Source organism: Deinococcus sp. Arct2-2, assembly GCF_004801315.1.
Classification (GTDB): Bacteria; Deinococcota; Deinococci; order Deinococcales; family Deinococcaceae; genus Deinococcus.
The window spans coordinates 24,825-39,753 of the sequence record NZ_SSNW01000023.1 but is presented as its reverse complement, the minus strand read 5'-3'; the positions used below and the strand labels follow the sequence as shown (position 1 = coordinate 39,753).

Here is a 14,929-nt window from a genome sequence, read left to right as displayed (position 1 = left end):
AATTGAGGGTGAAGCGGGCACAGTTACCCAGAATTGTCCACCAACTCCTCTGTCTGACCTTGAGACCTCTGATACGGACCCCAGATGAGACGCCCACTAAACACGCCCTCCAGCTCATCTCGGAGGGCGTCAGTTCAGCAGCTTAAGCTTCCGTCATCGCAGCACAGGTCAGCGTTTTGCTCACTTGAAGTTTTTGTTGTACTCCGCAATAGCAGCGTCCGCTTGCTGCGCTGCCGTGGCGGCCACACTCGCCACGCTCTGGCCGCTGAGCACCTTCTGAATGCCCTGCTCTATGGCGCTGCGCGTTTCGATGGTGGCTCCACTGAGGGCGCCTGCATTGGCCACGTTGGGCACGGTCTTGAGCAGCTGATTGAAGGCCACGATCTGCAGCGGGCTCGCATTGAACCACCCCTGAGAGCGCAGGAGTTTGACACTGCTGTTTCGAACTGGGTAATACCCGGTCAGCTTGTGCCAGTCGGCCATATTCTTGGTGTTGGTCATAAAGAGGGCAAAGTCGAGGGCGGCTTCAGCGGTAGGCTTGCTGACCCCTTTGGCCACCCACAGGCTCGCGCCGCCAATCTGCACGCCGTTGCGCTTGCTGCCGTCAGGAATGGGCAGCACACCCACACCCAGTTGAAAACCGCTCTGCTTGGCGCCGTCTAAAATGTTACCGAGTCCAGCAGTGCTGTTGATGGTCATCAAAGCTTTCTGACCGGTAAAGATGGCATTGGTGCCCACCGTATCGGCCAGTTTACCGGTATTGGTGAGGTAGCCTTTGTCGTTTAGGTCTTTGTAAAATTGAAACACTTTGCGGCCCGCCACGCTATTGATGTTGGTTTCTGTCGCGCGGCCTGATCTGCCGTTCCCGTTGTTCACCAGGGCCGTATTCTGTTCGCTCATCCACTGCTCGAACAACCAGCTGTACGGCGTGAGGGCCACGCACTTGATCCCCAGTTTGGCAGCGTCAAACTTGGCACAGGTCTTCAATATGCCGCCAAAAGTTGTCGGCGGCGTCTTGGGATCAAGTCCGACTTTTTTCATCAGGTCTTTGTTGAAGTACAGCACCGGACTCGACGAGTTGAAAGGAACGCTGTTGACCTTACCCGCAACCGTGTAGTAGTTAATAACAGGCTGAAGATAATCGCTGAAATCGACATTTCGAATGGCGCTGACCGGTTGAAACACGCCGCTGTCGAGGGCCAATTGGGTGCTGACGCCCTCAACCTGAACCAAGGCGGGAACTTGTCCTTGCCGCGCACCTAAAATGGTGGACTGTAACGTTTGGTTCGAGTCTCCTTTAAACACCGACACCACTTTGACGCCGGGGTGGGCTGTGGTGTAGTCCTCGGCGCGGGCCTGAATCCAATCGCTCCGTTTGGCGTCGCCGAAGGTATGCCAGAACTCCACGGTCACAGTTTGCGCTGCAGCAGCAGAAGAGAAGGCCAGCGCGGTAACAATCCAGTATTTTCTCACGAATGCTCCTGATGACGAGTTGTGCAATGAGGCGCGTTTGTTGCTCTGACTCCATCCTGAGGCGCAAAAAGACTTGATGAAAAGCTTTCTCCTAAGAATCACCTGAAATCAAGTCTTTTCCTGAACGCGTTAACTTAGAGCTGAACACGCTCTCGGAACAGTAGCTTCCATCGCGCTTAAGTTGTTTGAGGTTGAGTCAGCTCAGCTTAACTTTCAAAACGTCTGCTGTGAATCTGGAAGTCCTAAGACGCCGTGCAGCAACACATGTCTTGTTGGGCTTTCCAGAACTTGTTTCTCAGCTCTTGCCTGATCCAGCGGCGCTGTCGAGTTCGGCAGACGCGAACAGCAGATTGACCCCCAAACTGCCGTAGGGGCGCCAAGCAGCGGCAATGTCTGTCACTTCTTGTTCGGTGGGCACATGATCAAGGTGGTAACAGGTTTTGATGGTGTTCTTGAGGAGGATGTCGCCTACAGGCACCACGTCCCCCCGGTGCAGGGAAATCAGGAGTGCGCCGTGAACGGTCCACGGCCCGATGCCAGAAATCTGGGTCAGTTCGGCCATAATTTGGTCGTCTGACAGGGTACGCAACCCATGTTCGGACAGCCGTCCATCGGCAAAACGTGCGGCGAGGTCAAGTACCGTGTTGGCTTTTCTCCAGGTCAGGCCAACGTCGCGCAGGGCCTGCGGATCAAGCGTGGTCACGTCCCAGGCACTGGGCACTCGCCCGCCGAACTGAGCCGAAAGCCGCTCAAGAATGGCCCGCGCCGCCTTCAATGAAATCTGCTGACCGATAATTTGGGCCAACAGGCAGCCGAATAAGTCCATACTGGGCAATTCGCTTCGCCAAGCGTCAGCGTCGTAATCTGGGCGTTTGTCGATCAGGGCGGCCAATACTGGGTCAACCGCGTGCAGATGCGCGAATCCCCTGCGGACTTCCCCTGCCCGGCTCGCGACCACCGCGGGATGAAGCACGTTCTGACACCACTGCCGGAAGCTGGTGGACACAGAAAGCCGTGACAGAGCCGGATCGGCAGGACAGGTGGACTGATCTCGGGCGATCCTCTGCGGTTCTTCGGCTGCCTCCGGCTTTACGCTCGCAGATGGGCAGGCCTCACCGTCTATCTGCTGAAAATACACCGGACGTCCCAGGACCTCCGACATCGTGTGTGCCATCTGCTGGGGCGACAACACGTTGGGGTTAACCAGTTCGACGAGGCTCTGACCCCGCCAATCGGGATCAAGCAGGAGCTTGACCGCTGCCTGGGCAACGTCGGCGGCGGCCACGGCCAGCAGCGGGTGGGTTGCGGCATGTATCAGGGAAAATGTGCCGTGATGGGTGATGGTCTCAATTTGCTGAAGTAAGCTGTCCCACAAAAACGGGAGTTGAAGCGTTCGGCAGCCGACGTCCGTGTTCCTGAACAGCTCGTCCCCCAGACCAACGTGGGTGCTCCTTGTGTAGCCGAGCATCACCACTCGCCTGACGCTTTGGGCGGTCATGGCCCCGCCCGCCAGACGGGTCAACTGCACGGCAGAGGGATCGGGCTCGAGGGGCAGAGGCCAGAACACGCTCTCGGCTCCGGCAAACGCTTGGGCAAAAACAAAACCGTGGTCACTCGGCCCTGAGTCTGCCTCGGCGCGCTCAGCGCTGGCCGAATCAAGAAACCAGGGCTCGGGTTCGAGCACACGAACCTGTCTGCCTTGGGTGAGAAGCTGGTCGAGCACTTGAGAGCCAATAAGATCGGTGGGTGGAGTCAAGACGATCATGCGTACCTCTGGCAAATCATGGTGAAGCAGAAGGCAACCAGGCTCAACGGGAGCCTAGAGAGAACACGCCCACCCAAAACAATCAGCGGGCGCAGCCCAATGCGGTCGTTGTTCCGTCTGCTCGAACACAGGGACTAGACGGCTTGCACTCCGGTCGTGGGGGTTTCGTTCCAAAGTGTGCCTTCCAGTTCCCGTCCCGCCGCGCCCCTGTGGTTTCCGCCCCACTGCTTGAAATAGAACGGTACCCCCGCTGCAGTGCACTGATCCCTAATGCTGGTGGCCCACTGCGCCTGCATCGGGCGGGATTCTTGACCAGATTCCCCGGCGACGATGACCCAACTAATGCCGTCCAAGTTCAGGTGATCCAGTGGGCCCAGCAGCGGCTCGCATGACACAAACTTCAGTGGCGCGGGGGTGGCCCGCAAGTGGTCGATCCGGAAGGCCACGCGCTCATCCTCGACAGAGGTGCCGAACCACAGATTGCCTGGCCAGATCAGCTCATTCGACAATTTACGGGCGCGTCCGGGGCGCTTGGTCAGGAGTTGGTACGTGTGCTGGGGCGTCTGGGCCATGACGGTGAACACGGCTTGGATAAATTCTACAGGCACGCCAGGATGGAACAGGTCGCCCATAGACGTTACGAAGATCAGGCGGGGACTGCGCCAGCGCCGCGGCAGTTGAAGCGTTTCGGGGTGGAGGGCCACCCCAAAGCCCGGCCCGGAGGTGTGCGGGTCGCCGTCGGTTTGGTACTTCTGTGATCCCATGGCCTTCAGGCGGCTGGCAAAAGCCAGTGCGTAACAGTGGTCACAGCCCGCCGATACGCGGTCACAGCCCGTGACCGGATTCCAAGTGGTGGTCTTGAGTTCTTCTGTCAGTCTCGGTGCCATAGTGCTCCTTGATCCAAACCTGAGCCGCCATTTGAACGGCGGCAACGCGAACCCGCTTTCTGTCCAAACCGCCCATGCTGGCCTCATTCCGGTGGTTAAGCAGAGCGCCCCAAATCTGCCTCAGACGCTCTGCCGGTACACGCTCCGCAGTTCTGTCCTAGGCCTTTTTAGCCGCGCAGACCCTCGCCTGCTTTTACCAACGCCTGTCCCAAGCCTTCCAACTTGCCACTGGCGCTGCCCTTGGCCTGCTTGGCGGCCCGTTCTGTAGATTCGCCGAGCTTGACCAGCAAATCAGCGAGAGCCGCGCCGTCCGTTTGGCCGTCTTCCAAGTGGCGGCGCAGTTTGCCCAGATCGGCATGGATCGTCTTGGCACCTGTCCATTCGGCTTTTTCAAGATCAGCTTCCCATTTGGCAATGGTCTGAGCCCCCTTTTTCTTAGCAGCGCTGGTCAACGGGCCAGTTAAAGTGCCAATGGTCGAATCAATTTTGGTGGGCATGATGAGTCCTCCTGAAGTTGGGGCGTGGCCCCGAATGAGAGTGAGACGTCCCCTAACGCTGCTCCTGTGGCACACAGCAGACGGCGCAGCCACACATATATCTTACACGATTACTCTTGCGAAAGCAATACGAATGAAACAGATGGACTGTTCTGCACTGGAGTGCCTCGCCTCGCACCGTCTCCAGCTCACGAAGCGCAAAAAACCTGTACAGGCAGCTGGACAACCTGATCTTCAGCGGCCAGTGCTTGACCTCTACTCGAACGCCAGCTCACCCTTCTCGTCAGCGCGCTGAGAGACTTCCCACCAAGCGACCAACCCTTGATAGGCTCCAAACCGCTCATAGTGGGCGTGAATATCATGATCTGTGGCGTTATGCTGTCCAGTAATCTCCTTGAAATAGCGCCGCATCACGGTATCGATGCTGACCCGCTCGAAGCGTCCCAAGAGTTTGAGTACGTAACTCGCGCTGTAGGGGCCAAAGCCTTGAAATCCCCGGATCTGTTCGTAGATGTCGTCGTACCCAAGAGAACGGTTCCGCAACGATTCTGGATCAAAGCCGGACGCAGTGGCCGCCGCCAAAGCGCGAATGTACTTGGCCCGGTAGCCTGCGCCCGTCTGCTGTTCGAGTTCGTCCAGCGTGTAGGTCAACACCTGTTCTGGCGTTGGGAAAGCGTGCCCCTCATCAAACAAGTCTCCCAAAGTACAGAATTTTGCGGCCATCGCTGTCGTGTGCCGGGCATGGGTATTGGTCAGGAACAGCGTTTTGACAAGATTTTCCCACATGGTGGGCGCCAGGAGCAGGCGCCCTAGTCCCCGTTCCCCAATAAATGCGTAGGTCGGGTCATTCGCCACTTCTGCGTAACAAGGGCTTAAGTCCCACTCGAAGGCAAAGTAGGTTGCAATCAAATCAGTCACGGCGCGTTCGTCTTGTGTATCAAGTTTGGTCTCAGTCTCCACCGCAACTGTGATTTTGCCGCTATAGGCGATGTCTAGACGCGCCAGTTGCGATGGAAGCTGCTGAATTCTGGTCAAGACCTGGGTTTCTTTGTTCAAAGTGAAGGGACGAAGCCGTTCCCATCCGTGGCTGCTGACGGTTGAAGCAAAATTGAAGGCGGCGGGGGGTGTGACGCTCAGCTGCATTCTGTACATGGAACCTCCGGGGAAACGGGAGCGTGCAACAGTCACCGACGCGCGGCCGGGAACACCTGAAGCAGCGAATAATTTGCCGTTTTTCGCTACGGATCTAAAGATCAGTATGTGGATTTAGACACGGTTGGGCATCAGCTTACGGGGACGTGGGTGGCGTTCGTCGGCCACGATGTCGTCGGCCACCATCAACAGATCAGTCAGGTACGCGATCTCGGCTTCAAGCCGGTACTCGGAGTGTCGCAGCGCCCACTCCTCAGCCAAGCTAAGGTAATCGCGGGCGTCCACATTTATGACTCTGGTTTTTTCCAACAGCGCCTGCATAGCCTCCAATCTGTGTGCCAAGACGGACGGCAAGGTGCTCAGGGCGTCCGGGTCTGTCCGGGTCAGCGCAAGATCGAACGGATCGTATTTGAACCACACTTCACCGAGGCCTTCCTGGCGCAGGGCAGCCAGCTTGGTGCGTCCTTCCTGAGTAATCTCATACAGTTGACGGGTGGGGCGGTTGCCTTCACGTTCTTGGCCTGCCTCCCGCAGCAGGCCCTCCGATGCAAGCCGGTTCATCGCCCCGTACACTGCACCAACAGAGATATCTGTCCACAAATGCACACGGTCGTGTTCTGCCTCAAGACGAAGGCGGTGGCCATGCATAGGCCCGAGTTTGTCAAACGATGACAGGATGAATAATCGGATAGAAGACATTACTCTTACGAGATTACTCTCTTTAAGATAAGTTTGGTGTGAGTCTATTCCCCACGTGAAGGTAACCGTCAACAAGACGTTGTGAGGGTAAGTCGATTTTGCACCCCTGGAGTGAAGCCCCGATTCACGCGGAGGCACCCCATGACCCAGCGCACAACGTACACCGCCGAGTTCAAGCGAGACGCTGCCGGGCTCGCGCAGTCCACCGAACATATCGCGGGCACCGCCCGCGACCTTGGCATTGGACTTTCCGCCTTGAGAACGTGGATCAACGCCGACCAGCACCACGGAAACTTGGCCTTCCCTGGTCAGGGCCGTCAGCTCTTGACACCCGAGCAAGAGGAACTCAAACGCCTGCGGAAAGAAAACGAAATTCTGCGTCAGGAACGCGAGATACTGAAAAAAGCCGCGGCCTGTCTTGGGCAGGACGCCACCCGTATGGGGCCTGCCCGCTTCTGTGCCAGAGAGACCACGCGTTGAGACACGTGTTGATCCAACAGTGGCGCAGTCAGTATCCGCTGAACGTGTTGTATCGGGTGCTGAACGTGTCCAGCAGTGCGTTTTACAGCTAGCAAAGAAGGCCGACCTCACCACACGCTGAGCAGGATGCGCTGCTGGAGCAGCGCATTCATGAGCTTCACCCGGCCAGCACAGGGCGCTCCGGTGCACCTCGTCTTCAGGCTGACCTGCGTGCTGAAGGACAACCTGTTTCCCGAAAGCGGATTTCGCGCCCCTTGCGGGCGGCTGGCCTGCGGGCCAAGGGAAAGCGACGATTCGTCCGCACAACGGACAGCGAACACCCCTGTGCGGTCTGCCCCAACGTGTTGAACCGAAAATGTGCCGTTCAGCACGCCACTACGGTGTGGGCTTCTGATCTGACGTGTATCCCTACCACAGAGGGGTGGCTGTATGTGGCCGTCACGCTTGACCTGCATTCGCGAGCCGTCGTGGGGTATGCCATGCAGGCCCAGATGCCGGCGACCTTGCCCTTGACAGCCTTGCAATGGCGGTAGGCACAAGGAAACCTCCGCTTGGCTTGATCCACCACAGCGACCTAAGGCAGTCAATACGCTAGTAAAATTTTTCAGGCCGAATTGACGCGCATCGGTGCGCAAGGGAGCATGAGCCGGAAGGGCAATTGTTGGGAGAACAGCGTCTTAGAAAGCTTGTTCAGCTCCCTGAAACGGGAGCTGCTGGACACGGCTCCTGTTGAAAGCCGAACGGTAGCTCGGCAAGCCATCTTTGAATACATTGAAGTCTTCTACACTCGACGGCGCCGTCATTCGACTTTGGACGACTTGACACCACACGAGTTCGAGCGCCAAGCAGGGGTGGCTTAACCAAACGTGCGCAAGACCGACTCAAGCCCAGTCTTCGTCATGCGTTGGCTCCAGGCATCATCGCGTGGCGGGTCAGCACCATCCCGCCGTGGTACAACACGTCGCCACGGAAGTCGCCGTCTGCGGTGAAGCCGGTGTCGTCCCAATACTCGATATGGTCGCCCGTCACCTCGTAGCGGCCCTGATACGCGGCCTCGCGCGTTCCACGGGCTTCGATATAGCGGTTGTTTGGTAACAATTGGTGGCGAACTTGGCCGTCAGCGGTCACCCAGAGTCCCACATAGGGGTGCGTAGCAACAGCAGAGTGCGGATCATTGGTCATGGCAGGTCTCCGAGCAGGACGCTCCTGAGCAGGTCGCGGAAGAGCGGCGTGCCGGGGAGCGGGAGAGGACGTGGTGCGGACTTAACCGATTTTCGCAGGCCGGATGACAATTTCATTGTTCCTGCCTGAGGCCCTCTGAGATGGCATTCACAGCGAATTTGGTCGCGCAGTACACCGCCGCCGTGGGACTCACGTGGTACGCCCCGATGGACGACACGTTGACGAAGTGACCGTGGCCCTGCCGCTTCATGATCGGCAAGCTCGCCGCGATCCCGTGCAGCACGCCCCGAATGTTGACGTCGATCATTCGGTTCCACTCGTCAATCTTGAGGGCCTCCAGGGCCGACAGGGGCATGACCCCGGCATTATTGATCATGACGTCCACTCGTCCGGCCACCTGTTCCGCCAGGGCCACCAGCGCCTGAAGATCTTCGAGGCGGGTGACATCGGTGGCGAGCGCATCGGCACGCCCCCCCCGGGTACGCAGTTCAGTCACCACCTGTTCGAGGCGGTCGGTGCGCCTGGCCCCCAAGATCACGTGCATGCCCTGACGGGCCAGTAGCCGGGCGGTGGCTTCACCGATGCCGCTGCTGGCCCCGGTGATGACGACGACTTTGCCGGACAAAGGAGGAAGCTGTTGAGTCATGGTGCTCCTTGGCTCCGCCGGGTGACGGCTTCAGCGGGGCAGGGTCTACGCTAGAGGCCGCACGCCGCTCTGCCCTACACCAAAAGGCCCAACTTCTTGCCTGATCTTCCACCCCGAGGGCAGTCTGGTGCAGGGAAGCCGCTGATCGGGATACGCTGATCCGTATGTGCGCTCCCGTCCAGGCCAGCTCTCCCAGTGGGGTGTCCCCAAGCGTTTTCAAAGACAGCCTCGACATCTTGACCGCCCTGGTCACCCGATGTGCCACGCAGGAGGGGGTCCAGGCCACCCCTCTTCCCCGCCTGCACCTGATCCGCTATTCCCAGCCCAGCGCGCCGCTGCACGTGCTTCACGAACCTGCCCTGTGCCTGATCGTGCAGGGGGCCAAGAAAGTGCTCCTGGGCAATCAGCTGTTTCACTACGACGCCGCCCACTGCTTGATCGTTTCGGCGTCGCTGCCCGTGGTGGGCGAGATTCTCCAGGGGTCGCCGGGGGAGCCGTACCTGTGCCTGCGCCTCGACCTTGACCGCGACCTGCTGCGGGAGCTGTTGGCGGCCGCCGGTGCCTGTCCAGCGCCCGGGGCAGCCCCCAGTGCTGGCCTAACCTTGCAAGCTGTTACGCCGAACCTGTTGGACGCCTTCACCCGCTTGGTGGGGCTGCTGGATCATCCCGAGGAGATCTCGGTTCTTGCCCCACTGTTTGAACGCGAAGTTCTGTACCGGGCGCTGCAAGGGGGGGCGGCGACCCCGATGCATCAGGTGATCGCCGGAACGGGCAAGGCGCTTCAGATCACCCAAGTCATGAACCGCCTCAAAGACACCTTCACCGCGCCCTACCGCCTGGAGGCGCTGACGCAAGAAGTGCACATGAGCCGCACCGCCCTGCACCAGCACTTCAAAACCATGACCGGCCTGACGCCGCTGCAATACCACAAGCAGCTCCGCTTGCAAGAGGCGCGGCGGCTGATGCAGGGCCAGACCCATACTGCCGAGGCGGCGGGCCACGCGGTGGGTTACGAGAGCGCGTCGCAGTTCAGCCGCGAATACCGCCGGCTCTTCGGGGCTTCCCCCCGCCAAGACGCAGCACAGCAGGCGACTTCCCCTTGATCCGCATCTCCCCGCAGAGGAAGCTCAGCAACTGATCCGCCGATTTGAGTGGATGTACACGCCGAAACATGCGTCTTGGCTCAAGATGACCGAACCCGAGTGGTCGGCACGCCAACGTCAGTGTCCTGAACAACCCCTCGCCAGCAAAGAGGTCGTCATGCGTGAGATACACGCTTAAGAAACCGACCGCAACGCGCGGTCGTACGCGTGACGTGACCATTCTGGACGACTGCTGCTCAAGACAAGCTCGGACGCCACAATCCGGCACGACAATAAATATAGACACGCCTGTGGTCGTCCATTATTGATCTCGGCTGAAATGAGGGACGGTACAGTGTGCGGGTGACCGACCATTGGCGGCCCTCGCACCTCACGCGAGCTCAAGTTGAAGAACGTCGACTGCACTTCCTCCAGCTGCTCGAGGCCCAGCAGCACAGTTCCAAGGAGCTGGCTGAGTTCCTGGGGGTCTCGATGAGCACCCTCCGCACCTGGAGACAACGCCTGCGGCAGCAGGGGGCAGACGCCCTGCAGGCCACCGTCACTCCGGGGAGAGCGCCGGCGCTCTCCCCGGAGCAGCGGGAGAGCCTCAAGCGGCTCCTCAACGAGGGGGCACAGGTTCACGGCTTCCCGGACGTGAGTTGGACGACGCTCCGGGTCAGGGACGTCATCGGTCATCAATTCAACATCTGGCATCACCGGGATCATGTCCGTCGCATCCTGCACCAGATGGGTTTCTCGCGTCAGAAGCCTGACAAACGCGCTCTGGAACAGAATCCAGACGCCGTGGCGACTTGGATCCAAACCACGGTGCCCGAGTTGAAAAAAAAGTAGCTGCGGGCGCGACACTGGTGTTTCCGGGCGAAGTGGGGTTCAGTATGAAAGGCACCGTGAAGCACACGTGGGCTCCCCGGGGGAAGACCCCCGTGGTCTTCGGCACAGCCAGTTGGGACAAGGTGTCCACCTTGGGTGCGATCACCAGCAGTGCAGCACCCGCATTGCCCCCCAGAATCACGGAGAGGTGTTGAATGGTCGCCAATGCCCGTTGACTCCGACGTCTGTAGGCGGGGAGTCCATCGACGAATCGCTCACAGAAGATCTGCCGATCACACCGCAATTCTCGGCAGACGAAACGGCGAACAGCGAGGTTTAGGGTGACTGCCGTTCCACAGGCGGGAAGGTCGGTCAGATGACGGCAATATCGACTGTGAATGTGAGCGCTGCACGTGCCACACTTCGGACAAGCCGAAGTGGGTTGAATGCTGGTCGCCATGACAGTGACCCTGTCGCCGACCAACACTTGATCCAGCCGAAACCCAGGAAACGGTGTCAGAAAGAGGGCGGCCAGTGCTTGGTTGTCATGTTCCATACGCCATTGGAACCCACCTGCCTGAGGCCATCATCAAAAATGATGCCGCTGGTTTACTCAGGCAACCTGTGCCAGAAGGCGTGTGAATGCGGAAACGCGAGTTCTAGCGCGGGGACATCCAGCCAGATGATCTGCGACGCGAAGCAAATTCAGCGCTGAGGCAGTGCAGAGGTGTTGCAGACGCGTTTTGGCCAAGCCGCAATAGCGTGACCGGCGCATGCCGGTCACCCGCACGCCGACAGATATGGTTCCTTCAACTCCGGCGCGTTTGGCCTACAGCGCCGCAAACTCCTGGGTCTGCGCCCAAGATCGCCACGCCAACACTGCCAGGTGCCGCTCCTTTTCTTGGATCGTGACGGTACGCCGTGCCGCTGTGGTGCAGTCCACTTTGAGGGCACAGTTCTTGCACTGCGTGCTTGAGAACTTGATTTTGACTACGGCTCGTTGGCGGGCATCCAGTGCGTCCGTCCAACTCGCACTGACTTGCCCCGCAGGGCAGGTCAGCGTCTGTGCCTCCCAGTCGATCTTGAAATGCTCTGCTGCACATCCCTTTCCAGCCCTCGCTTGCCACCGCTCGTCTGATCGGGCCGGCCCGATCAGCTTCAACTGGTGAGCCTTTTGCTCGCTCACCAGCAACCCTGTGCTGAGATAGCCCAGATTCACCAGATGCGACTCAGGCAACAGCACTCTTGCCGCCAAGTGATCGTGTACGTCTTCCAACACATCAACATCTTGGGTGGTGGCAGGAGACGTCTCTACATTGGTGATCAGCAGCGGCAGGTCGTCATCACACATTTCTGTGAGATGCACTTTGTAGCCGACCCACGACGTTGATCGCTTTTTGCTGTATCGAGCGTCAACATCATAGGGCGAGCTCACGAAGTCGGCGCTCGGCGGAATTTCATCTCCCGTCCGCCACCGCAGTCTTCCCGCCTCAGTCGGTGTGAAATTCTGGAGCCAGACTTTCCACAGGACACTTATGGCGGGCACCTCTCTTAGCCAGGGGGGCGCATCCTGTGCCAGAACGTCTGTCAGGAGCTGGTGTCCATCTGCACCCACCTGAACGAGCAAGGCTTCGCGTCTCGTTTGCCAGCCTTCGGCCACTTCGACCTGCAGGTCGAAGTGGCTGGCATATCTCTGCACCCACTCTTTCTGGGTGTGCTCCACAAGCCAGTCGGGTGCCGCGATCGCAAGCACGTTCAGGGCGTGTCGAAATGTTTCGCTGACTAAGCTCACACGGTTCAGCGCCCGGACAGCGGCCAGCACATGGGTTGAATCAGTGCGCTGCCGACCACGAGCGCGCAGCAACTGCTGCGCGCGAAACCGTTCTAGAAGTCGCTCGAACAGTAACTGCTCGCCATGCCCGTTCATCAGACGAGTACGGAACTCGGACAAAACGCTGGCGTCGAAGCCAGGATGATCAAGGGGCAGCGCCAGTAAGTATTTGAGGTCTATGCGTGCCCGAACCGCATCCGCAGCACGTTCATCGCTGAGGTTCTCAGCGAACTGCACTAAGGTGATCAGCGCCAGTTGCGCCGGATCAACCGCCGGCCGGCCTTCAACATGAAACAAAGTGCGGAAATCGTCGCTGTCGAAGAAATCACCGAAAGTGTCGCGCAGCAAAAGGTAACGATGCCCTTTGTTGAAGATCGCCTTGGCAATGCGGGCGGTGTCTTCTGGCACGGAGCGGGGATGACTGTCCTTTAGGCTCATAGGCTGACCTCCTTGCGTCTGAGGTCATGCTACGCCCGCTTCATCACAGCGGGCGAGTAAACCAGCGGTATCAAAAATGATGGAGAACCGGTACTTTGGGTTCACTCCACTTTGACGTGGCCCCCAAATCTCAGTCCAACTCAATTGCGAATTCAGTGGCAAGCTGGAGGCGCGCTGACAAGGAAGCAGGACACGGAACAGCAGGGGTTCGGGATCCTGGGCCAGGTTGAGGATGGTCAGCCGATGGGCGAGGTCGCGCGAAGGGGGGAGATCGCCGTGACTACTCGTCATCGTTGGAAGGCGCGGTAAAGCGCAATGACGAAAGAAGAAACCAACTGCTCAAGCTCACCGAGGCTGAACCCGCTGAACTCTGCGCGTTCACACGGAGCGGAGTGTGCCTAACCAGCAGGTGGGTGTTCCAACTGCCGCTGCCAGTCCGGCACAGTCTCCTCTTGATCGCAGTTGTCTATCTCGTCTCGTGGAACCGGGGGCGAGGCGGCTTTGGTTCAGGCTAATCACCTGGTCGTCAGAGCCGTTGCTCAGTGCCCCAGGCTCTTGCGGACAAACGCCTCATAACTTGTTGGTCGGCGGCCCAATACCCAGCCCAGCACATTGGAACTGCCGGTCAAGCCATGGCGCGAGTAATAGGTAAACATCCGCCCCAATGAATCTGACCCGTAGGCTTCAATCAGGGTGCTGCGCGGCAGTTGGGCAGTGACCGTCTCCAGGGGGATCTGCTGCACCTCAATGGATCTGCCTGCCACTCTGCTGACGATCTCAGCCCGCTGCCGAAGCGTGAGGGGCTCATCTCCGATCAAGTCGTAGGCGGCCCGCAAATGATTCTGCTCGCTGAGCACTTTCACCGCGACCTCGGCCACATCGTCCAGATCGACCACCGACATGGGTTGATCCGGCGAATAGGGCGCGGCCATCACGCCACTCTGGATGGCCCGTTGCGGGCTTTGCATAAACATGGTCGGATGCAAGACAGTGTACGGAACTCCTGAATCGACCAGGTATTCCTGAGTCAGGAGCTTGTTCCAGTGGTGGCGTAGTGAAGAGATGAACGGCTGAAGTACGGAGAAGTACACAAATTGCGAGACTTCATGCTCCTGAGCGAGGTCAACCATGGCCTGACCAATGGCCAGTTCACGGGGATGCTCCGGCGGGCCAATATGGAACACCTGGTTCACGTCCCGGAAAGCGGCACGGAGTGAGGCGGGATCAAGCAGGTCGCCCACAACGATGTCATGAACGCCTGCTCTGCTGAGCTGTTCTTTGCCCTGTTCACTGTGTACAAAGGCGCGAACAGGCAGCTGAGCCTGCACCAGACTACGGAGGATGGCGCTGCCGACATGACCACTGGCCGAGGTAATAAGGATCATAAGTCTCCGTTCTTCAGGCGTGTTGGAGCAGCTCTGTGTGGTACTGAGTGGCCAGGGCCATGGATTTCTCTTTAAACGCTTGTTGGTCAGCCTCACTCAATTTGGGAGCGGGTGTCGTGCGAGTGGCGACTGGCACCCCGACCTCTCTAAACATCTTTTCTTGGCCAGCTGGAGAGCAGAGACACAGCATCCGAAGCATGCCTTTACCCTTGTTTTGAAATTGGTGAGGGGCATTAGCCGGAATATTTACCGTTGTTCCTGGCCCAGCGACGACGGTCTCACCGCGGAAGGTGAGCGTCACCTCACCTTCCACAATGGTGAACATTTCTTCAAAATCGTGGCGGTGTGGAGGCGGCCCGCCGCCTGGCGGAATCAGCATATCCATCAGGGTGTAGCGGCCGTTGGTCTGCTCACCGTCCACCACAATGGTGTAGGTGTCACCGACCACAGCGAGGTGCTCCAAGTCTTGGTTTGTCTCTGGACGGGCGACGGTGAGCTGTCGGCTCAGGTCGTCGGCGGGAAGCGGGGTGGCTGGCTTGATCATGGTGGACCTCCTGGAGAGCACCTGGGTTAAAATCGAA

At 59.0% G+C, this 14,929-nt stretch carries 11 protein-coding genes and 3 pseudogenes; 3 read left to right on the top strand and 11 right to left on the bottom strand.

The genetic code is table 11. From position 1 onward, the window contains the following. Window positions 1-180: 180 nt before the first annotated feature. The 6 genes from E7T06_RS11300 to E7T06_RS11275 all read right to left on the bottom strand — a co-directional run bounded on the left by E7T06_RS11300 (window position 181) and on the right by E7T06_RS11275 (window position 6,473). Window positions 181-1,473, bottom strand: a complete 1,293-nt coding sequence (locus E7T06_RS11300; protein WP_240741005.1) for an ABC transporter substrate-binding protein — start codon at window positions 1,471-1,473, stop codon at window positions 181-183. 295 nt (window positions 1,474-1,768) lie between these two features. Continuing rightward, window positions 1,769-3,157 (bottom strand): hypothetical protein, encoded by a 1,389-nt coding sequence (locus tag E7T06_RS11295; RefSeq protein WP_168733494.1) that lies wholly within the window; start codon window positions 3,155-3,157, stop codon window positions 1,769-1,771. 215 nt (window positions 3,158-3,372) lie between these two features. Further along, window positions 3,373-4,125 (bottom strand): phage Gp37/Gp68 family protein, encoded by a 753-nt coding sequence (locus E7T06_RS11290; protein WP_136365893.1) that lies wholly within the window; start codon window positions 4,123-4,125, stop codon window positions 3,373-3,375. A 167-nt stretch (window positions 4,126-4,292) separates the two neighbouring features. Next, window positions 4,293-4,622, bottom strand: coding sequence for a hypothetical protein (locus E7T06_RS11285; protein WP_136365892.1), 330 nt, complete (start codon window positions 4,620-4,622; stop codon window positions 4,293-4,295). A 255-nt stretch (window positions 4,623-4,877) separates the two neighbouring features. Next, window positions 4,878-5,765, bottom strand: coding sequence for a 3-methyladenine DNA glycosylase (locus E7T06_RS11280; protein WP_168733493.1), 888 nt, complete (start codon window positions 5,763-5,765; stop codon window positions 4,878-4,880). A gap of 123 nt (window positions 5,766-5,888) precedes the next feature. Beyond that, window positions 5,889-6,473, bottom strand: a complete 585-nt coding sequence (locus E7T06_RS11275; RefSeq protein WP_136365890.1) for a PadR family transcriptional regulator — start codon at window positions 6,471-6,473, stop codon at window positions 5,889-5,891. Between the two features lie 141 nt (window positions 6,474-6,614). Between E7T06_RS11275 and E7T06_RS11270 the strand changes: the two are divergent. After that, a pseudogene (locus E7T06_RS11270) lies at window positions 6,615-7,813 on the top strand (IS3 family transposase). Between the two features lie 37 nt (window positions 7,814-7,850). On the opposite strand, the gene E7T06_RS11265 reads toward E7T06_RS11270, so the two are convergent. Beyond that, a complete protein-coding gene (locus E7T06_RS11265) occupies window positions 7,851-8,135 on the bottom strand; it encodes an Atu4866 domain-containing protein (RefSeq protein WP_136365889.1) in 285 nt (94 codons plus the stop codon). 112 nt (window positions 8,136-8,247) lie between these two features. Continuing rightward, the gene (locus tag E7T06_RS11260; RefSeq protein WP_136365888.1) at window positions 8,248-8,781 is read right to left on the bottom strand and encodes an SDR family oxidoreductase; all 534 of its coding nucleotides are present in this window, start codon (window positions 8,779-8,781) and stop codon (window positions 8,248-8,250) included. Window positions 8,782-9,017: 236 nt separating this feature from the next. Between E7T06_RS11260 and E7T06_RS11255 the strand changes: the two genes are divergently transcribed. Both E7T06_RS11255 and E7T06_RS21770 read left to right on the top strand, forming a co-directional pair. Then, the gene (locus E7T06_RS11255) at window positions 9,018-9,884 is read left to right on the top strand and encodes an AraC family transcriptional regulator (protein WP_168733491.1); all 867 of its coding nucleotides are present in this window, start codon (window positions 9,018-9,020) and stop codon (window positions 9,882-9,884) included. Between the two features lie 342 nt (window positions 9,885-10,226). Beyond that, window positions 10,227-10,867, top strand: a pseudogene (locus E7T06_RS21770) (IS630 family transposase); the annotation flags it as partial. A 440-nt stretch (window positions 10,868-11,307) separates the two neighbouring features. On the opposite strand, the pseudogene E7T06_RS11240 reads toward E7T06_RS21770, so the two are convergent. The 3 genes and pseudogenes from E7T06_RS11240 to E7T06_RS11230 form a co-directional block, all read right to left on the bottom strand. Beyond that, a pseudogene (locus E7T06_RS11240) lies at window positions 11,308-12,963 on the bottom strand (IS1182 family transposase). Between the two features lie 539 nt (window positions 12,964-13,502). Continuing rightward, complete coding sequence (locus E7T06_RS11235; protein ID WP_136365884.1) at window positions 13,503-14,348, bottom strand: NmrA family NAD(P)-binding protein; 846 nt, start codon at window positions 14,346-14,348, stop codon at window positions 13,503-13,505. Between the two features lie 13 nt (window positions 14,349-14,361). Next, the gene (locus tag E7T06_RS11230; protein ID WP_136365883.1) at window positions 14,362-14,892 is read right to left on the bottom strand and encodes a cupin domain-containing protein; all 531 of its coding nucleotides are present in this window, start codon (window positions 14,890-14,892) and stop codon (window positions 14,362-14,364) included. Between the last annotated feature and the right edge of the window lie 37 nt (window positions 14,893-14,929).